Here is a 23,323-nt window from a genome sequence, read left to right as displayed (position 1 = left end):
CTTACTTTAAATTTTTAAATTAATCGCCGCTGTATGCGTACGTGCGGAAATTCAGCATTTTCACCTTACCTGAATCTAAAAGATAAATCAGATTTTCTAAAATATTATCTTTTGAATAATAATTCAGCCGGATTGCGATTTCTTCTACGCTGGAAGGTTTTGATTTTAATATTTGAATGATATCCTGACTGATATCGCGCCCGAAAACAGCCTCGCGCTGTTTTTCGCACACCGAGCAGCTGCCGCAGTTCCGCACGTTCTTTTCACCAAAATAGGAAAGTATCATCTTCATTTTGCAGAAGTCGCTGTTCTGAACAAAATACTTCATCTCCTCCCATTTCTGCAGTTTATTTTTCTGGATCTGCTCGAAAAGATGCCAATACTTGCCGTTGTTTGCGCGTTCATCGCGCGGCTTTAAAAATTTTATGCTCGAAAGCGCGCCGTCAATATATTCCACATAGTTTTTCTGCATCAGATCACGGATCCTTTCTTTTAAGACGTGCGGTTCTACCTCCAGTTTTCGTGACAGAGACAGCTCACTGAACAAAATCCGGTGAGTGGAGAGGCCTGCACAGTTTCTGAGCAAGAGCTCGATAAGATAACCGTCTTTTTTCGGCAACAGATCGAGTTCATCCGGTGAAATTTTTAACGTAAGGGAGGAAAGCGACCGGTTTGCGTTATGAAAAATCACTTCTTGGTTGTGCAAAAAATTGAGCACATTGCGAATCTTGGCACCGCTTGTCTTCGCAAAGTTCTGTACGCGGTGCAGGTGCAGCTGAAATACAGTTTCTGGCAACTCACCTTCGGTAACCTGAAAAACCGAGTACAGGTAAGAAAGTATGCGGGAAAACTCGCTTTTAGATGGAGTCTGATTACGCAAAATCTGGTCGAAATTCTCCAGTTCCTGTTCATTCCAAAGCATAAAAGCACTGGAATCTTCTCCGTCTCTGCCAGCCCTACCGATTTCCTGATAATAATTTTCAAGTGATTGCGGAGGTGAAAAATGCATTACAAAACGCACGTTATCTTTATCAATACCCATCCCAAACGCATTGGTAGCAATAAGGACTTGATTGTTTCCCATTACCCAGCGTTTCTGGCGGCTGTTCTTGTCTTTCACCGGCAAACCCGCATGGAAGTAATCCACATTCTGTATGTTATTCCGGTGCAGAAACTGCGTAAGTTCCTCGCTTTCTTTCCGGGTTCGTACGTAGATTATCCCCGATTGCGAGTTATATTTAAGCAAATCCAGAACGCGCTGGTATTTGTCTGAAACTTTATCGGAGATTATCTTGATGTTGGTTCGGCGAAAACTTTTCTTAAATACGAGCGAACCGCCCAATCCCAGTTTTTGTTGGATTTCTGAAAGCACTTTGGGCGTAGCCGTAGCCGTAAGTGCAAGACACGGAATATTTTTAAATTCCTGCCGAAAATTTTTAATATTCTGGTAACTCGGACGAAAATCCTGCCCCCACTCCGAAATGCAGTGCGCCTCATCTACTGCGATAAAAGAAAGCTTAATTTCTTCCAGATGCTGCAGGAAAACACGGTTGAGTAAGCGCTCAGGCGAGACATACAGCAATTTTGTTAGACCTTCCTTGCAGCGGATGAAGACAGATTCGGCTTCAAAATCATCAAGTTCAGAAGAAAGATATTCAGCTTCAATGCCTTTGTTTTTGAGTTGGTAGACCTGGTCTTTCATCAAGGCCAGCAATGGTGAGACAACTAAGCAGGTACCTTCCGAAATAATTGCCGGCAACTGGTAGCACAGTGATTTTCCACCACCTGTGGGCAGTAATGCCAGCGCGTCTTTGCCAGAGATCACGGCATCTATGACATCCTCCTGCAAATCACGAAAAGCAGAATGACCCCAGAAATGCTCGAGTGTCTGACGCTTAAGGTGCTGAAAATCCTGCGAAGAAATCATCCGGTAAAAATACTGAAACTAAAACCGGCGCACAAAAAAAGTCACGCTGGGCGTGACTTTAAATATAGATTTAAACGAAGATTATCTCGCTTCGAAATAAACTCTTCTGTTTGCTCTGTTTTTCCATTCAGGGCATTTAGTAGCTGGGTTGCATTCAGGGTACTTAAGGTCTTTTTCACCTCTACCGATTGCGTTCAGTTTACCAGACTCTACTCCGTTTTGAATCAGATAATTCTTCACAGTATTTGCTCTGCGCTCTGATAATCTTTGGTTGTAAGCATCAGAAGCTCTGGTATCTGTTCCACCTACTACATTGTAAGTACCACCTGAAGTATTGATGTAGTTTACAGCATTGTTAAGGATTGGCGTGTTGGATGGAAGAATTCTGTCTGAATCAAGGTCGAACTCAATACCTTCCAGTACTCTAGTGTTATCAGAAATTGTCATACCTGTTGGGCATCCGTTATTTTCTACCGGACCAGGAACTGTTACACATTTATCATATAAATCGATCACGCCATCAAGGTCAGTATCCAACGCTACACCTGCACCATCAACTCTTGCGCCTGCTGGTGTGTCAAGCTGTCTGTCCCAATCATCGCATACGCCGTCATTATCAGCATCGCCTTTTTTGCAAACTTCGATATCCTGATTCTGATCTGCCAAAACATCAAGTTTGTAATAGATTTCCTGCAATGGATCATGCCACATCAGATGTGACTGGTGTTTTCCTAATTTAAATGAAAGTCCTAAAGTCGCATTGAAGAAGTTATCCGAAGTTTGTTCTTCTCTTGCATTGTACTGCGGACCAGCACCGTCAAAGCTGTCATCAGTAGTTACAACATACATTAAACGGCCTTCAAGATCTACTCTGCGGCTTACGTTATATTTCAATCCGGCACCAGCCTGACCAAAAAGTGACCATTTGTCAAGTGAAGGTTTTACTTCTGCTGCCAACCGCTGACCTGCAATATCTTCTACATAAGCTCGGTAACCGATTGAACCTACACCTGCATATCCGTGCAAGGCCCATCTGTACGGTGACTTGTTGTCAACACGTCTTAGAAGGCTTGAGAAATTGATATCTCCCAAAAGAGAAACTGCATCATATTGGGTTCTTGCCCCAACATTCTGGTAACCAACACCGGTTGCATCATCAGTTTTGGTATTAAACCATCCCTGACGGGTTTCACCACGGTCATACTGCAATTTTAGACCAAATGCATGAGTGATCGCTTTATCCACACTAAGATAAGCTGAATACCCGAAAAGATTCTTCCCGTTTCCGTTGTTGATAGACGAAAGATCTGACCCGTAAAGTAACGGAACACCGGCACCTACTGAAATTGCCCAGTCATTAAATCTTTTTGAATCCTGCGTAAATGGCGCAACATTGGCCGAACCAGAACTGAAGGTATTTGGATATCCTTCGGTTGCAACTGCTAAAGAATCCTGCGCGAAAGCGCCTGCTGGTAGAGCCAAAGCCAAAACCAAACTTGCTAAATGTACTTTCATAATTTATTTTTTATTGTTAATGTTTATTATTTGATGTCTGTCTATTATTTGGATCCTGGAGGGCAACCATTGTTTTCAGCGGTACCCGGAACTGTTACACAACGGTCATACAAATCTATTACACCGTCCAGGTCCATGTCGATAGCAACTCCCGCGCCATCTACGCGTGCACCGGCAGGAGAATTTAACTCTCTATCCCAATCATCGCACACTGCGTCGTTATCCAGATCCCCTTTCTTGCAGACAATCAATTCATTAGAATTCTGCTCTAAATCTGCAGTTCTGTAATAAATTTCTTGCATCGGATCATGCCACGCGAGGTGCGAATCATGTTTTCCGATCTTGAAACTTAAACCCAGATTGATCGTGACCATATCATCACTGCGCGATGGGTTTATCATATTATAGTTAATTGAGGGATGACCGGTATCAAAAAGGTCACCTCCGCCATCAAATTCATCATCGCCACTCATCACATACATCACCCGTGTTTCTATATCAATGAGCTCTGAAACTTTATATTTAAGTCCCGCACCGCCCTGAAAAAACAGGGAGGAAAATCCCAACTTTTGGTCAACTGCGATAGGAAATGTGTTTGGCGCGTAGCGTGACAGATTGTTATCCAGCAACAACGTCTCATATCCCATTGTACCTAATCCCGCATACCCGTGGAGCGCCCAGCGGTATGGAGAATGGTTATCTACTCTCCTAAGAAGATTTGAAAAATTGATATCCCCTAAAACTGTTATTTGCTTATACTTCGTCCATGCTTCAGCGACACCGGCTGTCGCGCCCCATACACCCGGCAGCATTCCGCGCTGATTCGTTTGGCCCATTGAATACATCAGGCTTAAACCAAAAGTATGCGTGAGTTGCTTGTCCAGACTTACATAGGCATTCCATCCCCAGTTTACTTCGTCACCGTAAAATGAAGTAAGATCCGATTTTTTCATCAGTGCCGTACCTCCTCCTACAGAGACTGCCCAGTCATTGAAGCGCTTTGCGCTGTTGTTGAACTGTGAGATTTTGGCAGATCCGCTGGAGAAAGTGTTTGGATACGCTTCAGAACCTGCTGTGTTTGATGCTTCCTGGGCGAAAACCGCTGCGGGTAAGCATAACGCTAAGAATAAATTTGATTTCATATTTGTGTGTTTACTGTATCGTTCAGGTCGGCCAGAAGTTGGCGTGAGAAGTCACGTACCTGCATATGTTTGTGGTGCGGTATCTGCAGAAAAGCAGAAGAGAATGTGATGTTACCGAACTTTACAATGTCGATATCAATCACCCGATCCACGTACTCTTTTGTTATCATCGAGTCTTCCAGTCTCCCCATACTTTGCTCTATGATTTTGATCTCCTTTAAGAGCCCGACAGGGGATAAACGCGTCTTCAGACGTAATGCAATATTACAAAAATAATTAGAACTCACAAACTCAGTGGGTTCCGTGCGCAAGGGCTGCGTAGTAGCGACTACTTTTCCCAGACTTGCTTCAATTTTTGCTATGGCAAGCGCTATATTGTGCTCGGGTTTACCTAAATTGCTGCCGAGTAACAAAACCACCTCGTGGTGCGACATATCTCTTAAATTATACTTTATTAAATATGAAAGGTTTCCTAAAAAACGTCCTCGCAAATATCGTAGCAATCGCGATCATCGCAGGGCTTTTTGTTCTATTCCTAATAATGATGGTTGCTTACAGCGCAATCACCGACAGCAATAAATCTGCCATTCACGCCGGTTCTGTGCTTACGCTCGACTTTAAAACAAACATTATAGATAGTCCGCTGGAAGACAGCGACAATATTTTCGCATTTGCCGAAAAAGAAAATAATATTTTGATCTATGACATGGTGGAAGCGATAAAAAAAGCGGCCACAGATGACAATATAAAAGGCATCAGCATTGAGACAGATGGCTTGCAGGCCGGCTTTACGCAGATCGAAGATGTTCGCCGGGCACTGCTTGAATTTAAAAAAAGCGGTAAGTTCTTATATGCATATGGCAATAATGTATCGCAGTCTGCTTACTATCTGGGCTCTGTAGCGGACCGTTATTATCTGCATCCGGCGGGAAGCGTGGACCTCAAAGGTCTCGCGACAGAAGTTTTGTACATGAAAGGCTTTGCCGAGAAATACGGTATCGGGATTGAAGTGATCAGACACGGAAAGTATAAGTCTGCTGTAGAACCTTTCATGCGCGACGATATGTCCGACGAAAACCGTGAGCAGCTCTCAACGTTGCTAAATGACATTTGGTCTCCTACCGCCAGAAAGATGGCCGGCGCCAGAAAGATGGACTCGGCCCGTTTCGCCATGGTGGTAGACAGTCTATATGGCGCTATTCCGGAAATGAGCCTGCAATATGGCCTTGCTGATAAACTGATCCAAAAATCTGAGTACGATGATCTTTTAAAGGAAAAACTCAGCATAAAGAAAAAGGAAAAACTCCGTAAAATATCTTTTACTAAATATATAGGCTCCTACAAAGAAGACAATACAAAGAAAGATAATCAGGTAGCCGTACTTTACGCGTCCGGGGCCATCTACAACGGCGAAGGAACAGACGCCATCTACGCAGACAATTTCGTAAAGGAAATAAAAAAACTTACCGAAAACGATAAAGTGAAGGCGGTAGTGCTGCGTATCAACTCGCCCGGCGGCAGCGCCAATGCTTCAGATGAAATCCTGTTTGAACTTCAAAGACTTAAAGCAAAAAAACCGCTCATCGTTTCATTTGGTGATTATGCGGCGTCCGGCGGTTATTATATCGCGATGGCTGCAGACAAGATATATTCTGAACCGGGAACGCTTACCGGATCGATCGGTGTGTTTGGTGTTTTTCCCTACTTTAAAGAACTAGCCAACCGAAACGGTCTCACAGCTCATGCGGTGACAACGAACGCAAACAGTAACATGTTTTCTTCACTGAACGGTCTTACACCCGGAGGTGCGGCAATGATGCAGCGAAGTGTGGAGATGACGTACAAAAGATTCGTCCATTTTGTGACGCAAAACCGTAAAAAGTCTTTTGAACAGATTGACGAAGTGGGTGGCGGACGCGTTTGGAGCGGCGTACGCGCAAAAGATCTCGGCTTGGTTGATGATCTCGGAACATTGCAGGATGCTGTGAAATTTGCAGCGATGAAAGCGAAAGTTTCAGATTTTAATGTTTCCTCTTATCCAAAGAAACTCACCCAATTTGAACAGCTTTTTAAAGATTTGGATAAAGAGCAGATCACCTCAAAGATGCTGAAGAGCAAACTTTCAGATGAACAGTTTCTTATTTACCAACAACTTGCAGATCCGAAATTCCGGGAAGGCGCGCGAATGGAAATGCCTTTTCAGATTAAATTTTAAGTATTAAAGCAAAAAAAATCCCGGACTGAAATTCAGCTCGGGATTATTTTGTGTTATTACGTTTTACGCTCTTCTCGTCGCCATTCCGTATATCCAGAGAACCAGTAAGGCTCCTAAAACGGCAAGAAACATACTCTTGATGTCGAAGTCATTCACAGTTCCCCAACCTAGCATGGTACCGATCCATCCGCCAACAAAAGCACCTACGATTCCTAAAATGATTGTTAAGATCCAACCCATTCCCTGGTTTCCAGGCATAATGAATTTAGCGATTGCACCTGCGATAAGACCAAAAATGATCCAAGTTAAAATACCCATAGTTTTAAAATTTTAATGTTAATAAAAATGTTATTCTTTTTTAGTTTATCAAAAAGGTTGCCGAAAACTAAGCCCTCTTTCTGAAAAAAGAATCTACAAATTCTGTTCCATTAAATAATTGCAGGTCCGTCATCTTCTCGCCGACGCCGATATACTTTACGGGTATTTGAAACTGATCTGAAATACCGATCACCACTCCACCTTTCGCAGTTCCGTCCAACTTCGTGATTGCCAGCGCGTTCACTTCGGTAGCCGCCGTGAAGTGTTTCGCCTGTTCGAAAGCGTTCTGTCCGGTAGATCCGTCAAGCACCAAAAGAATTTCGTGTGGCGCGTCCGGAATCACTTTCTGCATCACACGTTTTATTTTGGTGAGTTCGTTCATTAAATTTATTTTGTTGTGCAGTCTTCCAGCTGTATCGATGATCACCACATCCGCATTGTTAGCTACCGCGCTTTGTACGGTATCGAACGCCACCGACGCCGGATCAGAACCCATACTCTGCTTCACGATGGGAACACCCACACGCTCGCTCCAAATCACAAGTTGCTCTACCGCCGCCGCGCGGAAGGTATCCGCCGCGCCTAAAACCACACTTTTACCTTCAGATTTAAACTGGTGTGCGAGTTTACCAATCGTAGTTGTTTTACCAACACCATTCACTCCTACTACCATAATTACGTAAGGCTTTTTGGACTCATCAATATTTCCGGTGGACGCATGTGGATTTTCAAGCAACAAGCCGGAGATTTCCTCGCGCAGGATCTTATCGAGCTCATCAGTGCTTACAAATTTATCTTTTGCAACACGGTTTTCTATCCTTTCGATGATCTTTATTGTAGTTCCGGCACCTACGTCGGAGGCGATAAGCACTTCTTCAAGATCATCAAGCACCTCATCATCTACTTTAGATTTACCGACAACGGCCTTCGAAATCTTTTCGAAAAATCCTTGACTGGATTTTTCCAGACCTTTATCCAAAGTCTCCTTTTCCTCCTTCTTGAAAATTTTCTTGAACCAACTCATGTTACGTTATCAGGTTTTTTTTAATCAGCGCAAATATAACAAAAAAACTACCCAAAATTTGGGTAGCCGGTATATCGTGAACTGCGTTGGCAGGACTTATTTTTTCAAATAAGCTTCTACCTCATCAGCGTTCATTACTTTCTCGTCGAAAACGTATGCGCCAGATTTAGCCGACTTCACCATTTTCACAACTTTGGTCATTTTCTTAGAACCTGCGCCACCCTGAAGGGATGCTACTACTTTCTTTGCCATTTTTAATCGTTTTTTAAAAGATTACTTAATCTCTTTGTGAAGGGTGTATTTCTTCAGAACCGGATTGAATTTTTTAAGCTCCAATCTTTCTGTAGTGTTCTTCTTATTTTTAGTCGTAATGTATCTTGACATTCCTGCTACACCGGATTCTTTGTGCTCCGTGCACTCCAGAATTACCTGTACTCTGTTACCTTTTTTAGCCATTACTTGTTATTTTTTATAAATCCGTTTCTTGCTGCTCTTTCAATCGCCTCCTCGATTCCGATCTTGTTGATCACTCTCAATCCGTGCGCCGAAACTTTCAGTGTAACAGACTTTTCCTGCTCCGGAAGGTAAAATTTTTTCTCCAATAAGTTAATTTCAAAACGACGCTTCGTTTTGTTATTAGCGTGAGAAACATTGTTCCCAACCATCGCACGCTTTCCTGTTATCTGGCAAATTCTTGACATATCTCGATGTTCTTTTTTACTACTAAATATTTGAGAGTGCAAAATAACGAAGAAAAATCCAGTTAGACAAATATTTATGAATTAATTCTTTAGAATATTTTTAAAACTTTCCCGAAAACACGTTCACTATTATTCATCCGCGCTTGATAACACTTTACTGAATAACTTAAATGATATTAACTTCTCTTTCCAGAGTTATCCCAAACTTATCTTCCACAGAATCAATGATTTTCTGCGAGAATTTAAATATTTCGGCACCGCCCGCCTGGCCAGTTTTGTTCACGATAACCAATGCCTGCAAATGATGTGATGCTACATTGCCAATCTGTTTCCCTTTCCAGCCGCACTGCTCTATCAGCCAACCTGCGGGCACTTTCACCCATTCGCCGGCAGCATAACCCGCTATTTCCGGAAATTTTTTCTGCAGCGCCTCAAATGCAGACTTGGAAATGGTCGGATTTTTAAAGAAACTACCCGCATTACCAAGTACTTTCGGATCCGGCAACTTACTTTGACGGATACTGAGCACTGCATCTGAAACATCCCGAATCGTCGGATCCGTGATATTCTGTCGCTCCAATTCTGATTTTATTGCACCGTATTCAATGCGGATCACGTGATTTTTCATCGTGAGTCTGAACGTCACATCCAGAATCACATACTTTCCTTTTCCCTCGTTTTTGAAAATGGAATCCCGGTAACCGAATTTACATTCTGCACTATCAAAAGTTTCAGTCTTTAAAGTTTCCAGATTCAGCACCGTACACTTTTCGCACACATCTTTGATCTCAACGCCATACGCCCCGATATTCTGCATTGGCGAAGTACCAACATTCCCGGGGATCAGCGACAGATTCTCGAGTCCACCATAGCCCTGTTCAAGACAGAACAGAACGAACGAATGCCAGTTTTCACCTGCGGCTGCGGTCACCAAAACCTCATTTTCGCTTACAGCTTCTTCGGATATTCCTTTTAAATTAAGGTGAATGACAAGTCCTTCATAATCTTTTGTAAAGAGGATATTGCTGCCACCACCAAGAAAAAGCGGCTTTATATCTAAATTACCCTTCTGCCGGACAGATTCCAGGACTCCGATGAGTTCATCCGTCGAAGAAACCGCTGCAAAATACCTTGCAGCCACGTCCACACCGAACGTGTTATAATCTTTTAAAGAAAAATTTTCGTAGATTTTCATTGAAAATGTTTCGCAAATTTACGCACTTTTACTACACAAAAAAGCCACGCACAATTCGTGGCTTTTTAGAATTAAGTGCTAATCGTGGCTTTTATATTTTTGTAAGGCATCACTCAGCAGTTCCACGCTTCGCCGCAGGTCCTCTTCTTTCAGCACATACGCTACGCGCACCTGTTTCTTCCCGAGCTTTGGATCGCTGTAGAAGCCGCTCATTGGCGCTACCATAACGGTTTCATTGTTGTTGGAATAGCTTTCGAGCAGCCACTGCGCAAAATCATCAGTGTCATCTACCGGAAGCTCCGCCACGCAGTAAAACGCACCTTTAGGTTTCGGGCAGATCACGCCCGGAATTCCGTTTAGGAGTTCTACCAGTAGATTTCGGCGCTTCGTATATTCTTCGCGAACCTGAAGGATGTACGCGGTATCATTGTGATGCGCCGCCGTGGCTGCAATCTGGCCCAAAAGAACCGGACTGAGCCTTGCCTGCGCAAAAAGCATCGCAGCGTCGCGTATTTTTTTAGAACGTGTGATCATGCAACCTATTCGGGCACCACACATTGAGTATCTTTTAGATTCTGAATCAATTATAATACAGTTTTCAGCCAATTCCTTGAATTCAAGCATGGAGACAGGCTGCTGTCCGTCATACACATATTCGCGGTAAACCTCGTCCGAGATCACTACGATGTCGTGCTTCAGCGCTATTTCAGCCAGTTTCTGCAACTCCTCGCGCGTGTAAAGATAGCCACTGGGGTTGCCCGGGTTACAGATAATGATCGCCCGTGTTTTATCAGTGATTTTCTTTTCAAAATCTTCTATCGGCGGCAACGCAAAACCTGTGTCAATTGTCGAAGGAACCGCAACTACATTTACGTTGAAAGTGCTTGTAAAACCGTTATAATTTGCATAATACGGCTCCGGAATGATCACCTCATCACCGTCATCGCAAAGTGTGGAAATCGCAAAGTTCAAAGCCTCAGATCCACCATTGGTCACCATAAAATGGCTCGTGTCCAGATCCTTAAATCCGAGCGTATGATAATAATCTTTCAGCGCAGTGCGGTATTCCAGGTTTCCTTCAGAAAGCGCATATTCCATGACTTTCAGGTCAATATTTTTTATCGCGTTCAGCGCGGTTTCGGGTGTTGCAATATCCGGTTGCCCAATGTTCAGGTGATACACTTTCACTCCGTTCTGTTTGGCCAGCAGAGCATAAGGAACCAGTTTCCGAACCGGTGAAGCCGGCATTTTCTGCGCGCGCTGTGATATATTTGGCATAAATCGACTTTTTTACAAAATTAGACAAATTTTCAGGAGCTACAAAAGCAGAAACCTGTCCGCAAGATCTACCGGCTCTCTGCTGCAATCTTTTTTGCTTCGCAAAAAAGGATTTCCGCTGCGATCCGGGCTAAAATTACGGGTGATTCTCTTTCGGTAGGTGGTCCTGAATCTTAAAAACTCACCTGGTAAAAATTAAAAAAAATTGTTAAAATTATCTTAAAATTGGCACAGAAATTACTGATTGCATTTAAACACAAAAGACGGTGATACGACATTTATTAGTCCTTCTCATTTTTTTGCCTTTACTTCTAAGCGCGCAAAACAAGGCAGGCGTGCACCTCAAGCGCGACTGGAAAACTTCGAAAATTTTCAAAGGGAGTATAGCCGGCAAACCAATCACATTGAATCTCAAATACGCTACGCATTCCGGTTGGAATGATAAAGTGTATTCGGTTCAGGGATACTATTATTACGACACTTTTAAACAAAAGATTCCACTCGCAGGATTTTATAATGGTGATTTACTGCTTTACAATTTCGGTGCAATCCATTCGCAATTATCAAAGCAATTAGTTGCTGAAGAGTTGTTTTGCTACACATTACCCTGCCCATTATACGAACCTTTCAAAGAGCTTTTTAAGATTTCTCAAAGCAATAAAAATTACCAGAACGGCACACTTCAGGTGAATGGGAAAAAGTATGCGGTGTCAATCAAAGACTCTTCCTTAGACCTAACCCCACGTGATGAATGGCTATTACTGCCAAATGGCAAAAAGTACAATCTTCGGAATCTAATAGATGAATTTGGCGGCAACGTGGTCATTGCGTCGTACGAAGACAGTCGTGAAAATCGGGTTCTGCTGCAATTTGAACGTGATTCAAATTTCGACAAACAGGGTTTTTGCGGAGCCTCACCGCCCGACAAAGGCTTCCGTCTGCTTACTTTTGACAAAAACTGGAAATTCAAAGCGGTTTCATCCTATGTGCTGTCTGGTTGCAGGGAGGATGCCGTTTTCATGGGCGAGAAAAAGACAAAGCACATCGGAATCAAGGCTTATTATGTGGCGCAGCATGAAGTACTAAATCTTCTGGTTGTGAATCTTCGTAACTCTTCCATCATTTTTAAAAAACTTGTTTCACCTTACGACCCTTACGCGGAACCATTTAAGGGGCTGAATGTTAATTAATTACCATAAAAACAGCCGCTCCAAAGACTGAAGTGGCTGTTTTTTATCTGAGCAATTAACTGGAATTATTTAGTTATAAATCCTTTGTCTTTAAGTAACGGTTTGATATCCGGTGTTCTTCCCGTGAAATCTTTATACGCCTGATTCAGATCCACAGAATTGCCGACGGAAAGGATATGTTTCCTGAAACGGTCGCCGTTCTCGCGCGTCATTCCGCCGTTGGTAGTGATCCAGTCCCAGGCATCTGCGTTCAGCAAATCGCTCCACATGTAAGCATAATAACCTGCCGAATATCCGCCGCCCCAAATGTGCGCAAAATACGGAGAATGGTATCTTGGCGGCACTTCTTTAAGGTTGAAGCCATATTTAGCCAAAACATTTTTCTCAAATTCCAAAGTCGGCTTAAACTGTGATTCATCCGTCACCGAGTGCCAGTTCATATCGATTGTAGCCGCAGAAACCAACTCTGTTGTAGAATATCCCTGGTTAAACGATGCTGCTTTCTTGATCTTATCTACCAAAGCCTGTGGCATCGGCTGTTTTGTCTGATAATGAATCGCATAATTCTTCAGGACAGAAGGTTCAAGCGCAAAGAATTCATTGATCTGCGACGGGAATTCTACAAAATCACGTGGCGTGTTGGTTCCCGAGATTGAAACGTATTTCTGGTCTGCGAAAAGCCCGTGGAGTGTATGGCCAAACTCGTGGAACATCGTAGAGACATCATCATAAGAAATCAGCGAAGGTTTGCCCGCAGCCGGTTTCTGGTAATTGAAAACGTTTACGATAACCGGTTTTTGGTTTAAAAGATGCGACTGCTCCACGAAATTGCTCATCCACGCACCACCGTTTTTGTTGCTGCGTGTATAGAAATCGAGGTAATAAAGCGCCATTGACTTTCCGTCGTTATCAAAAACTTCATACGCTACCACATCCGGATGATAAACCGGCAGATCTTCTCTTTCTTTGAATGTGATTCCGTAGAACTTTTCAGCGGCATAAAAAACTCCTTTTTCCAGAACCGTGGAAACTTCAAAATAAGGCTTGATCTCATTCTCATCCAAGTCATATTTGGCTTTTCTTACCTGCTCCGAATAGAAATTCCAGTCCCACGGCTCTACTTTGAATCCGCCGTTCTGTTGGTCAATCAACGCCTGAATCTCATTACTTTCGCGTTTTGCTGTGGCAACCGCCGGCGTAGCCAGCTGCGCCAAAAGCTTCATTGCATTTTCCGGTGTCTTAGCCATTTGGTCCTGAAGTTTCCATTCTGCAAACGATTTTTTACCCGAAAGCTGTGCTTTCTGAAGTCGGAGGCGTGCCTGTCTTTCGATGATGTCGCGCGTGTCATCAGCATTGCCTTTTTCTGCGCGGTACCACGATGCTTTGAACAACTTTTCGCGCGTCGCACGGTTTTTCAAATTCTGAAGAAGTGGCTGCTGTGTAGTATTTAATAATGTCAGAAGATATTTTCCTTCATGTCCGGCCTCTTTCGCATCGGCCGCCGCTGCAGCGATTTCGTCCGCGGACAGTCCGTCAAGTTCCTTTACATCAGAAATAAGCACAGCGCCATTTTTCCTCGCGTCCAAAAGGCGGCTTGTAAACTGCGTAGAAAGCGTCGCCAGTTCTTCGTTGATTTTCTTCACCTTGGCTTTATTTTCAGGCGAAAGGTTTGCACCGGCGATTTCGAAATTGGTTTTGTAAAGTTCAACCATCCGTTTCTCTTCAGCTCCCAATGGCGCTGTATCAATCGCTTTTATTCTGGCGTAAAGTTGTTCATTGAGCAAGATCTTATCGCTAAGACCTGAAAAAATCGCCGCGTACTCTTCTTCCAGTTTCTGCAGTTCCGGATTGGTGTTTGATCCTGTCAGGTTATAAAAGACAATCTGCGCACGCTTCAGGATCTCGCCACTGTTTTCAATAGCTAAAATGGTGTTGCCAAAAGTAGGCGTATCCGGGTTTTTAGCAATCTGTTCGATCTCTGCGAGCTGAACTTTCATTCCGTAATCAAAGGCGGGTTTAAAATGTTCAACTTTGATCTTGTCAAATTCAGGCGCCTGGTACTGCAGCGTACTTTTCTTCATGAAAGGATTTGAGGCCAGGCTGGCGTCCGGTGCGGGGATTTCGGTTGCGGAAGTAGTCTTATTCATAGTGGAACAGGCCGAGGTGACAACCAAAGAGGAAATCAGCAGGGCTGAAGTAATATTTTTCATTTATAAACGGTTAATTAAGGTAAAGATATTAATTTTAACTAAAATTAAAAGCCAATAACTATGAGAACACTGATCCTGCCGCTTTGTGCTGCACTCCTCCTACTGTCCTGCGATTCGAAGAATGAATCACCCATTTCAATAAATCTGAATCCGGGGAAAAGCGACAAGCCGGCACGTACACAACAGCACGATATGGAATTTGATGAGATTAAAGTTTCGGAATCCATCAATGCAGAAATCGTGAAATCCGACGTTGAAAAAGTAGTGATTACAGCGCCCGCCAATATGTTGGATGATATTTTGGTCGAAAATGATAAAGGTGAACTTCATATACATTTCAAACCCGGCCTGAATCTGTCCGGGCGCAACGTGGCTGCAAAGATTTTCGCCCGCGATTTCTCCAAAGTAGAAGCCAATTCTTCTGCTCGTATCACAATCAAAGATAAATTCACGCAGGACAGAACTGAAGTTGAAGTTTCAAGTTCGGCTCAAATTACCGGCGATCTTGAAGCGAACGGTCTTTCGATTGAAGCATCGAGCACAGGAACGTTCACCGGAAAAGTTTGGGCTGTAAACCTGGAAGCGGATGCAAGCTCATCCGGAAAAATAGACATCTCAGGCAAGACCAAACTGGCAGATTTACACGCGTCCTCTTCAGGTACTATCGCGGCTAAAGACTTGACTGCGCAAAATGCGGAAATAAAAGCCTCAAGTGGCGGAAATGTTCGCGCCGGTGTTTCGGATGTGCTGAATGCGGAAGCGAGCTCGGGTGGCAGCATCAGTGTACTGAAAAAAGGAAATCTGCAGGTCGCCAGTCAGAATGAGAACCGCGGCGGAAATATTTCTGTTCAGTAATTAGATTTAAATATTTAAACCTAAAAAATCGCGCGACAATGCAGTTTTATAAAGCTTGCATCGTCGCGCGAAATATCTGTATTCTTAAAAGGAAGTGATTTTAAACGGATTACCAACCACCGGATGCGCCGCCGCCGCCGAAACTGCCGCCGCCACCAAATCCACCAAATCCACCGCCGGAACCGCCGCCAAAACTGCCACCTCCGAATCCGCCACCTCCAAAGCTTCCCGGGAAGGGGAAAAATCCGCCGGGATAGGTGCGCCGGCCACGCCTTGAAAGGATCACGTCATCATCGTCACCATTTCTTCCGCCACCGCGGTTTCGGAAAAAGAAACTTAGGAAAATGATGATGAAAAATATGACAAGTAAAGTGCGGAAAGTACTGGCGCCTGCCTTTTGAGCGGGTTTCGCCACTGGTTTGAATTTGCCCTCTACCACTTCCATCAGCGCCGTGGTTCCACGATCAATTCCCTGGTAATAATTGCCCTGTTTGAAACTCGGCGTTACGATATAATCCAGGATTTGTCCTGCGACTGATGCGGTAAGATAGCGTTCAACGCCGCGACCTTGCTGGATTGAAAACCTTCGGTCTTCCGCAGCGATTAGGAAGACGATACCGTTATCCTGCTCTTTTTCGCCGATCTTCCATTTTTCGCCGTACATGGTCGCGAGATAGTTCACATCTTCGCCTTTGGTGGTAGGAATGATGATCACGGAAATCTCTGTGGAAGACGAATCGTAGAATTTAATCAGTTTTTGGTTCAGCAAATCTTCCTCCTGCGCACTCAGCAGATCTGCTTCATCGTAAATCGGATAAAGCAATGCCGGCTTTTTAGGCACGAGTTGCGCCCACACGGTGAGTGTGAGGCAGAAAAAGAAAAGCGTGATAAATTTAGTTCGAGAAGGTAATCTCATTAGAAAGTTCGTTAAAGTTTTCGCCGCTCACCGGGAAATGCTTTTTAAGCTCGTAACCTGTTTTAAGGATTCCGTTCCGCAATCCGTCATGGTAATTGCCTTTGGCAAATTCGGCCGTAATTTCATCATGAAGCCGGTCCCAGAAGGTTTGCCGCACTTTTTGATGAATTCCTTCATCACCGATGATCGTGAGATAATGCTCTTCAAAATTCACATGGAATAAGACCGCATTCTTTTCTGCTGTCTTGTTCTGGCACAGAGATTTGAATACATTGAATGCAATTTCCGCATTATTACCACCGGAGTGTGAATCTATGTGCACGCGAATCTCGCCGGTAGAATGATCCTCCGCTGACTGAATGGCTTCCACAAGGGAAGCCATTTGATATTCTGTGAGAAAGTTGCTCATTACTCAGTGAAAACTTCAGGGGCGTTTTCAGCACCTGCCGCAGCTTTGAAATATGGCTTTTCCTTAAAGTTGGTGAAATTCGCGAGGATATTGTTCGGGAATGTTTTAATGGAAGTGTTGTAATCCTGCGCGGCTTCATTGAAATAAACGGTTTCGCTTCGGATGCTGTTTTCAATCGCGGTATATTCCCGCTGGAAATTGATGTACTGCTGGTCAGCCTTCAGGTTCGGATAACTCTCTACCACGGCCATCAGCCTGCTGAGTGCTCCGCTGAGTTCACCCTGCGCCGCCTGGAATTTTGCGAGGTCAGCCTCGGTCATGTTGGTTGGATCAATATTGATCGAAGTCGCTTTGGAACGGGCTTCCACCACGTTCGTCAAGGTTTCTTTCTCGAACTGTGCGTAAGATTTTACGGTTCTCTCAAGATTTGGGATCAGATTTGCACGTTTCTGATAAACGGTTTCCACATTAGACCATTTCGTGTTTACAGTCTGTTCTTTGGCCGTAAAGGTATTATAGCCATTTTTGCCCCAGAAAAATAAAACTACGGCGATTACAACCAGCGCGATCCCGATAGTTCCGGCGCTCATACACCCTCTGTTTCTCATTGTTTAAATTTTTTAATGTTTATGATTGGCACCCAAATATACAAATTAAGTGCTAAATTTGTGAAAAACTGAGATAATGGTAACGATTGTGGTGGCAATGGGTTTGAAAAATGAAATAGGCGCTGGCAATCAGCTACTTTGGCACCTGCCGAAAGATTTAAAACATTTCAAGGAAATCACTTCCGGCCATCCAATCATCATGGGTCGTAAAACTTTCGAAAGTATCGGTAAACCGCTGCCAAACCGCACCAATATCGTAATTTCAAGACGGAACGACTGGTTTCAGGAAGGCATCCTGATCGTGGGCAGCATAAAAGAAGCTTTAAAATTCGCGAAGAAAATCGATGAAAACGTTTTTATCATCGGCGGCGGTGACATTTATAAGCAAACACTTGATGCGACGGACGTCTTGGAAGTAACCCGCGTGAATGCAGAATTCAAAGCCGACGTATTTTTCCCGGGGATTGATCCGAAGATCTGGGTAAAAACCTCTGAAACCTGCATCGAAAAAGATGAAAAACACGCCTATGATTTCTGTTTCGAACGTTGGGAACGGAAAAGATAAACTTTAATTTGGACAAATAATAAAGTCCGCCTTTTTAATCCTTAAATAAAATTGCAGGCTTAAAACGGGAAATCTATCTTTGCATTTTTTAAATTCAAGATGAACAAATACATAAAATTCCTTATTGCAGCACTGATGATCGCTGCCGGCGTATATCTGATGATGAACCGAAATATCGGCTGGGGCATCGTGATGGTAATCCTTTCTGCGATACCTATACTTTTGTTTTTTAAGAATGAATACATACTGCTCGCGTTTTGGTTTTTAAGAAAGCAGAATATGGTGAAGGCGTCAAACTGGTTGAATAAAATAACGAATTTTGAGTCGCAGCTTCACCGTTCACAATATGGCTATTTCCATTATCTTCAGGGCTTATGCTTAGCGCAGGACAATCCGCAGAAAGTGGAACCGCTAATGAAAAAAGCATTGGATTTTGGTCTTAATATGAAGCATGACCGCGCAATGGCGACTTTGAATATTGCTGCAGGCGCACTTCAGAAAGGCCGTCGTCAGGAAGCCGCAAAACTGCTGGAAGAAGCCAAACGACTAGACAGCGCCGGAATGATGACCGACCAGATCAAAATGATGAAAGACCAGCTGAAAATGCCCTCTATGCAGAAGCACGCGCACAACCCGAACATGCGTCAGCGCGGGAAATTCTTTTAAAAATCAATTTGGCCTGAATAAAAGCGGGATCACATTTCCCCATTTTGCTCGGCATCATAAAATTTCGGCATTTGCCAGTGATACTTCACGGCCAATGTTCTTATTGCCACGATGAGCAGAATGGTAAAAACCTGCACAATCACGTACTTAAAGGACGAATATTTCACCAGAAGAAGGAAAGCACTGCCGCCGATAATGCAGGCCGTTGCGTAAATCTCTTTCCTGAAAATGAGGGGTATTCGGTTGAGCAGAATATCGCGGATAATTCCACCAAAACAGCCGGTTATCGTACCTAGCGTGAGGCAGATCAGCGGATGAAGGTCTGCGCTGAGACCTTTCTGGATACCCACAATCGTAAAAAGTCCAAGCCCGAAACTGTCGAAAATGAACAGCGTAACCTTGAATTTTTTCTCCAGAGATTTGAAGACCATCGAAATAATGCTGGTCACGAAAATCACAGAACACATCAGCATATTGTGCATCCAGAACACGGGCACATCGAGCAGCAAATCGCGCACCGTTCCTCCCCCGACCGATGTAATGAACGCGATGATCAGCACCCCGAACGGATCAAGTCTTTTCTGCATCGCAGCAAAACTTCCCGACATCGCAAAAGCTACGGTGCCGAGTAATTCGATAAGCAATGTGAAATTTTCCTGAAGCATCATTTATTATTCCGATTTCGGTTTAGATTTTACCGGTTGACTGTCACTCAGACCCGTACCGAGTCGGGCACAAGCAATTCATAGTTACCGTTAAATGAAATGATTTCACGCACAATGCTGCTGCTAATAAACGCTTTGCTGGCCGAAGTGAGCAGAAATATCGTTTCCACTTTATTGTTGTGCGTAAGTTCGCGGTTGGTTTGTGCGATGGCCTTTTCAAACTCAAAGTCTGACGGATTGCGAAGCCCTCTCAGGATGAATTTTACGTCGCGGCTGCGGCAGTAATCGATCGTAAGTCCTTCAAAATGATCAACTTCTATATTCGGAAACTTTTCAAAAGTCTTTTTGATAAAATTTATCCGTTGCTCCAGCGAAAACATGTACTTCTTCTGCGAATTCTGGCCGATCGCGATGATGATCTTATCGAAAAGTGGCGAGGCCCTTTCCACAATATCATAGTGACCAAGCGTAATTGGATCAAATGATCCGGGAAAAACAGCGACTCTCATGAATATTTTTTGGGATTTAAGTTTAATTTCAGACGTCCGATCATTTGAAGTAATCTTCTGCTTTTTTTAAATATTTCAAATTACTTGTTCAATGCTTTTTCCACCTCGTGTCCGCAAAGATCCTTGATTGAAATTCCGTAGATTTTTGCTTGCTGCGGCAAAATAGAAGCCGGTGAAAAGCCAGGGTTGGTGTTCATTTCGAGCATATAAGGCGTGCCGTCTTTGATGATAAATTCGCTGCGCGAAAAACCACTCATTCCCAGAGAAGTGTAGGCTTTTTTAGCGATCTGCTCTACGGTTTTACGTGTTTCTTCGTCCAGTCTGGCTGGTGTAATTTCTTCGGAAGCGCCTTCGTATTTCGCTTCATAATCAAAGAATTCATTATGCGAAACGATTTCGGTAATGCCCAGGACGATGGTTTCGCCTTTGTAATCGACCACTCCCACGGACACTTCTGTTCCGTCCAGGAAACTCTCAATCAAAACCTCATCGTCTTCCACAAACGCGAATTCCAGCGCTTTAGTCAGTTCCGACGCTTCCTTAACTTTAGAAATACCCAGCGATGAACCCGATTGATTTGGTTTTACAAAAACGGGTAAGCCCAGTTCTGCGATGATCTGTCCTTCATCGATGTTGTCGCCACGCTTGATGTAGATGCTTTTTGCAGATGGAATTCCATATTTTGAAAGCACTGCGAGGGTGTCTTTTTTGTTGAATGTAAGCGCGCTCTGGTAAAATCCGCAGCCCGTATATTTTTGCCCGATGATATCCCAGTACGCCTGCAGTTCACCGTTTTCACCCGGCCGGCCGTGAATAATGTTGAAGCATACATCAAATTTCACATCAAAACCACTGTCGAGATTAACCGAAAAATCGGCCTTATTGATCGGCACTTTATGCTCGCGGTCATCCAGAAAATACCATTCATCTTTGAGGATGACCACTTTATAAACATTATACTGTTCCCGGTCCAGCGAATCAAAAATAAGCTGGCCACTCTTAAGTGAAACCACGAATTCATCGGAATATCCGCCCATCACTACCGCGACGTTTTTCTTTTTCATAGTGTAATAAATGTATGCTGAGCAAATTTAAACAAATAGTTTACAAATCTGGCCCGGAGCGCGGAATATCAGCATTTCGCGCAGACAGAAAATCATCATTAAACATTCAAACTACAGGCTGATGAATTATAAAAGTGCCGACAGAAATATGTATTTTTGCGGCCTATGAAAAGATGGTATCTCTACCCTTTTTCCATCGGTTTTCATCTGGTTACCGCGCTGCGGAATACGATGTATAACTGGGGAATTTTTAAATCGACCTCCTTCAGAACTCCGGTAATCAACGTCGGAAACCTTTCCGTAGGTGGCAGCGGAAAATCACCGATGGTGATGTATCTGGCCGAATTTCTGTCTAAATATTACCGAACCGGTGTGCTTTCGCGCGGCTATGGCCGGATCTCAAAAGGCTACGGTATCACCAATTATGACAGTAATTTCAAGACCGTCGGTGACGAAGCGATGCAGCTTTTTGAAAGGTTCAAAAACCGTTTCGTAATCGGTGTTTCAGAAGAACGTGTTCCCGGCGCGAAAAAAATGATCGAGGACATGGATCTTGATGTCCTGATTTTGGATGATGCCTACCAGCACCGTAAAATAAAACCCGGCTTCAACATTCTGATGACCGACTATAATGATCCTTATTTCAAAGATTTCGTGCTGCCGGCAGGTGACTTGCGCGAAAGCCGCAGCGGAATGCGCCGCGCCCAGATCATCATGGTTTCAAAATGCCCTGATGACCTCACCGACGAGAAAAAACAGTACTACATTTCCAGGATTAAACCCCAGCAGGACCAGCACGTGTTTTTTTCAAGTATCGGATATGATGAAAATGTCTTCAGCAAAGACAAATCTTTGCCCGACAACAATCTAGCGTATTACGACATCCTTTTGATCACCGGGATAGCAAACCCGAAACCGCTGCTGAATCATTTGGCAAAATTTTCTCAGCGGGTGAAACATTTAAAATTTAAAGATCATCATAATTTCAGCGATCAGGACATTAAAAACATCCTGAACGAATACAAGAAACTGGGCGAATACAAACTCATTCTCACCACAGAAAAAGATTATGTAAGGTTGAAGACTTTTGATTATCTGCGCGACCTGGTTTACTACTGGCCTATCAACGTAAACATCGACCGTAAGGAGGAATTCAACGAACTCATTTTAAATTACGTGCAGAAAAAACGCTGAAAACAGGAATAACTGAAGCGAAATTCGCCAAAAAATGGATTTCGGAGACCGCAAAATAATACATGTTGATATGGATGCGTTTTACGCTTCCGTGGAACAGCACGACAATCCTGAACTTCGCGGAAAACCGCTTGCAGTAGGCGGCGGACTGTATGGCGTGGTGGCCGCGGCAAGTTACGAAGCCCGCAAATTTGGTGTACGCTCCGCCATGCCCGGAAAGCTTGCACTTGAGAAATGTCCGCATCTCATCGTGGTGAAACCCAGGTTTCAGCGGTACAGGGAAATCTCACAGCAAATACGCAGTATTTTTCACGAATATACAGACCTGGTAGAGCCGCTTTCGTTGGACGAAGCCTACCTTGATGTCACCGAAAACAAAAAAAACATCGAATCCGCGAATGATATTGCACGTGAAATCCGCCGAAAAATCTTTGAACAAACCGGCCTCACAGCCTCAGCCGGAATTTCGGTGAATAAATTTTTAGCTAAAGTTGCCTCAGATTACAACAAGCCCAACGGCCAGAAGACCATCCATCCAACGCAGGTCCTGGAGTTTATGGATGACCTGCCGATCGAGAAATTCTATGGAATCGGCAAGGTGACCGCGAACAGGATGCACGAACTGCATATTTTTAAAGGTTCAGATTTAAAAAAGAAAACACTGGATGAACTTATCAGTCTGTTCGGAAAATCGGGCAATTATTACTACAATGTGGTTCGCGGCATCCACAATAGTGAAGTGAAACCGCACCGGATACAGAAAAGCGTCGCCGTGGAAGAAACATTCTGGGAAAATCTTCTCGACGAAGACGCGGTATTTGAACAGCTCAAAATTATCAGTGAAGAACTGGACACACGGCTTGGCAAAAAAAAGATCAAAGGTAAAACGCTGACGCTGAAAATTAAATATAAAGATTTTACACAGTACACGCGCAGCACCACTTGGGACGGCTACTTCAACAATGCGGAAGATTTCTGGCTCACCGCAAAAAAACTGTGGCAACTTCGGCCTTTTGACAAACCCGTACGGCTGTTGGGTCTTTCGCTCTCAAACCTCAATACACACGCCAAAAAGCAGGTTTCAGTGCAACTTAAAATTCCGTTTGAGGATTGAATGCTTTTAATTTTGATGCGGACAGACGAAGTAGTTGATGAAT

The 23,323-nt window shown here is 43.7% G+C and carries 25 protein-coding genes; 7 read left to right on the top strand and 18 right to left on the bottom strand.

Features of this window, described 5'->3' with window-relative positions; translation table 11 throughout:
* Nucleotides 1-19 precede the first annotated feature (19 nt).
* The 4 genes from QEP06_RS09245 to folK all read right to left on the bottom strand — a co-directional run bounded on the left by QEP06_RS09245 (nucleotide 20) and on the right by folK (nucleotide 5,018).
* Entirely contained in the window at nucleotides 20-1,927 is a 1,908-nt protein-coding gene (locus QEP06_RS09245; protein ID WP_285269995.1) for a RecQ family ATP-dependent DNA helicase, read from the bottom strand.
* An 81-nt stretch (nucleotides 1,928-2,008) separates the two neighbouring features.
* Nucleotides 2,009-3,442: an OmpA family protein gene (locus QEP06_RS09240; protein ID WP_285269994.1), complete on the bottom strand. Its 1,434-nt coding sequence runs from the start codon at nucleotides 3,440-3,442 to the stop codon at nucleotides 2,009-2,011.
* 44 nt (nucleotides 3,443-3,486) lie between these two features.
* Complete coding sequence (locus QEP06_RS09235) at nucleotides 3,487-4,584, bottom strand: OmpA family protein (RefSeq protein WP_285269993.1); 1,098 nt, start codon at nucleotides 4,582-4,584, stop codon at nucleotides 3,487-3,489.
* The gene (gene folK, locus QEP06_RS09230) at nucleotides 4,581-5,018 is read right to left on the bottom strand and encodes a 2-amino-4-hydroxy-6-hydroxymethyldihydropteridine diphosphokinase (RefSeq protein ID WP_251832157.1); all 438 of its coding nucleotides are present in this window, start codon (nucleotides 5,016-5,018) and stop codon (nucleotides 4,581-4,583) included. The genes QEP06_RS09235 and folK overlap by 4 nt, the downstream gene beginning before the upstream one ends.
* A 26-nt stretch (nucleotides 5,019-5,044) precedes the next feature.
* On the opposite strand from folK, the gene sppA reads away from it, so the two are divergent.
* On the top strand, nucleotides 5,045-6,799 hold the full coding sequence (gene sppA, locus QEP06_RS09225; RefSeq protein ID WP_285269992.1) for a signal peptide peptidase SppA: 1,755 nt from the start codon (nucleotides 5,045-5,047) through the stop codon (nucleotides 6,797-6,799).
* A gap of 63 nt (nucleotides 6,800-6,862) precedes the next feature.
* Here the strand turns inward: sppA and QEP06_RS09220 are convergent, their stop codons facing one another.
* From QEP06_RS09220 to QEP06_RS09190, 7 genes are all read right to left on the bottom strand, one after another.
* Complete coding sequence (locus QEP06_RS09220) at nucleotides 6,863-7,117, bottom strand: GlsB/YeaQ/YmgE family stress response membrane protein (protein WP_251832159.1); 255 nt, start codon at nucleotides 7,115-7,117, stop codon at nucleotides 6,863-6,865.
* 67 nt (nucleotides 7,118-7,184) lie between these two features.
* A complete protein-coding gene (ftsY, locus tag QEP06_RS09215; protein ID WP_285269991.1) occupies nucleotides 7,185-8,141 on the bottom strand; it encodes a signal recognition particle-docking protein FtsY in 957 nt (318 codons plus the stop codon).
* Nucleotides 8,142-8,237: 96 nt separating this feature from the next.
* Nucleotides 8,238-8,393 carry a DUF4295 family protein gene (locus QEP06_RS09210; protein WP_251832161.1) on the bottom strand — a complete coding sequence of 52 codons (156 nt, stop codon included), beginning with the start codon at nucleotides 8,391-8,393 and terminating at the stop codon, nucleotides 8,238-8,240.
* Nucleotides 8,394-8,414: 21 nt separating this feature from the next.
* Nucleotides 8,415-8,597, bottom strand: coding sequence for a 50S ribosomal protein L33 (gene rpmG / locus QEP06_RS09205; RefSeq protein ID WP_076783379.1), 183 nt, complete (start codon nucleotides 8,595-8,597; stop codon nucleotides 8,415-8,417).
* Nucleotides 8,597-8,842 (bottom strand): 50S ribosomal protein L28, encoded by a 246-nt coding sequence (gene rpmB / locus QEP06_RS09200; protein ID WP_251832162.1) that lies wholly within the window; start codon nucleotides 8,840-8,842, stop codon nucleotides 8,597-8,599. Before rpmB ends, rpmG begins: the two co-directional genes overlap by 1 nt.
* Nucleotides 8,843-9,008: 166 nt before the next feature.
* A complete protein-coding gene (gene murB / locus QEP06_RS09195; RefSeq protein ID WP_285269990.1) occupies nucleotides 9,009-10,037 on the bottom strand; it encodes a UDP-N-acetylmuramate dehydrogenase in 1,029 nt (342 codons plus the stop codon).
* A gap of 78 nt (nucleotides 10,038-10,115) precedes the next feature.
* Nucleotides 10,116-11,315 (bottom strand): pyridoxal phosphate-dependent aminotransferase, encoded by a 1,200-nt coding sequence (locus tag QEP06_RS09190; RefSeq protein WP_285269989.1) that lies wholly within the window; start codon nucleotides 11,313-11,315, stop codon nucleotides 10,116-10,118.
* A gap of 335 nt (nucleotides 11,316-11,650) precedes the next feature.
* Between QEP06_RS09190 and QEP06_RS09185 the strand changes: the two genes are divergently transcribed.
* Nucleotides 11,651-12,505 carry a hypothetical protein gene (locus QEP06_RS09185; protein ID WP_285269988.1) on the top strand — a complete coding sequence of 285 codons (855 nt, stop codon included), beginning with the start codon at nucleotides 11,651-11,653 and terminating at the stop codon, nucleotides 12,503-12,505.
* Nucleotides 12,506-12,570: 65 nt separating this feature from the next.
* Here QEP06_RS09185 and QEP06_RS09180 read toward each other — a convergent pair whose 3' ends face one another.
* Nucleotides 12,571-14,715 (bottom strand): M3 family metallopeptidase, encoded by a 2,145-nt coding sequence (locus QEP06_RS09180; RefSeq protein ID WP_285269987.1) that lies wholly within the window; start codon nucleotides 14,713-14,715, stop codon nucleotides 12,571-12,573.
* Nucleotides 14,716-14,775: 60 nt separating this feature from the next.
* Between QEP06_RS09180 and QEP06_RS09175 the strand changes: the two genes are divergently transcribed.
* The gene (locus QEP06_RS09175) at nucleotides 14,776-15,570 is read left to right on the top strand and encodes a head GIN domain-containing protein (protein WP_285269986.1); all 795 of its coding nucleotides are present in this window, start codon (nucleotides 14,776-14,778) and stop codon (nucleotides 15,568-15,570) included.
* A gap of 109 nt (nucleotides 15,571-15,679) precedes the next feature.
* On the opposite strand, the gene QEP06_RS09170 is transcribed toward QEP06_RS09175, so the two are convergent.
* Genes QEP06_RS09170 through QEP06_RS09160 form a run of 3 tightly spaced genes read right to left on the bottom strand, consistent with a single transcriptional unit; the run spans nucleotide 15,680 to nucleotide 17,503 of the window.
* Nucleotides 15,680-16,486 (bottom strand): TPM domain-containing protein, encoded by an 807-nt coding sequence (locus tag QEP06_RS09170; RefSeq protein WP_285269985.1) that lies wholly within the window; start codon nucleotides 16,484-16,486, stop codon nucleotides 15,680-15,682.
* On the bottom strand, nucleotides 16,464-16,895 hold the full coding sequence (locus QEP06_RS09165; protein ID WP_285269984.1) for a TPM domain-containing protein: 432 nt from the start codon (nucleotides 16,893-16,895) through the stop codon (nucleotides 16,464-16,466). Before QEP06_RS09165 ends, QEP06_RS09170 begins: the two co-directional genes overlap by 23 nt.
* The gene (locus QEP06_RS09160) at nucleotides 16,895-17,503 is read right to left on the bottom strand and encodes a LemA family protein (protein WP_251832170.1); all 609 of its coding nucleotides are present in this window, start codon (nucleotides 17,501-17,503) and stop codon (nucleotides 16,895-16,897) included. The genes QEP06_RS09165 and QEP06_RS09160 overlap by 1 nt, the downstream gene beginning before the upstream one ends.
* A 76-nt stretch (nucleotides 17,504-17,579) precedes the next feature.
* Here QEP06_RS09160 and QEP06_RS09155 point away from each other — a divergent pair, with 76 nt between their 5' ends.
* On the top strand, nucleotides 17,580-18,068 hold the full coding sequence (locus tag QEP06_RS09155; protein WP_285269983.1) for a dihydrofolate reductase: 489 nt from the start codon (nucleotides 17,580-17,582) through the stop codon (nucleotides 18,066-18,068).
* A gap of 99 nt (nucleotides 18,069-18,167) precedes the next feature.
* Entirely contained in the window at nucleotides 18,168-18,734 is a 567-nt protein-coding gene (locus tag QEP06_RS09150; protein WP_285269982.1) for a DUF2892 domain-containing protein, read from the top strand.
* A gap of 29 nt (nucleotides 18,735-18,763) precedes the next feature.
* On the opposite strand, the gene QEP06_RS09145 is transcribed toward QEP06_RS09150, so the two are convergent.
* The 3 genes from QEP06_RS09145 to QEP06_RS09135 form a co-directional block, all read right to left on the bottom strand.
* Complete coding sequence (locus tag QEP06_RS09145) at nucleotides 18,764-19,399, bottom strand: trimeric intracellular cation channel family protein (RefSeq protein WP_285270088.1); 636 nt, start codon at nucleotides 19,397-19,399, stop codon at nucleotides 18,764-18,766.
* Between the two features lie 47 nt (nucleotides 19,400-19,446).
* Nucleotides 19,447-19,908 (bottom strand): pantetheine-phosphate adenylyltransferase, encoded by a 462-nt coding sequence (coaD, locus tag QEP06_RS09140; RefSeq protein WP_251832173.1) that lies wholly within the window; start codon nucleotides 19,906-19,908, stop codon nucleotides 19,447-19,449.
* Nucleotides 19,909-19,988: 80 nt separating this feature from the next.
* A complete protein-coding gene (locus tag QEP06_RS09135; protein WP_285269981.1) occupies nucleotides 19,989-20,972 on the bottom strand; it encodes a D-alanine--D-alanine ligase in 984 nt (327 codons plus the stop codon).
* A gap of 165 nt (nucleotides 20,973-21,137) precedes the next feature.
* Between QEP06_RS09135 and lpxK the strand changes: the two genes are divergently transcribed.
* Nucleotides 21,138-22,166, top strand: coding sequence for a tetraacyldisaccharide 4'-kinase (gene lpxK / locus QEP06_RS09130; RefSeq protein ID WP_285269980.1), 1,029 nt, complete (start codon nucleotides 21,138-21,140; stop codon nucleotides 22,164-22,166).
* Nucleotides 22,167-22,200: 34 nt separating this feature from the next.
* Nucleotides 22,201-23,280 carry a DNA polymerase IV gene (gene dinB / locus QEP06_RS09125; protein WP_285269979.1) on the top strand — a complete coding sequence of 360 codons (1,080 nt, stop codon included), beginning with the start codon at nucleotides 22,201-22,203 and terminating at the stop codon, nucleotides 23,278-23,280.
* Nucleotides 23,281-23,323: the final 43 nt, after the last annotated feature.

This window comes from Kaistella rhinocerotis (assembly GCF_030243905.1).
Taxonomy (GTDB): Bacteria; Bacteroidota; Bacteroidia; order Flavobacteriales; family Weeksellaceae; genus Kaistella; species Kaistella rhinocerotis.
This window is presented reverse-complemented; position numbering and strand designations above follow the sequence as displayed.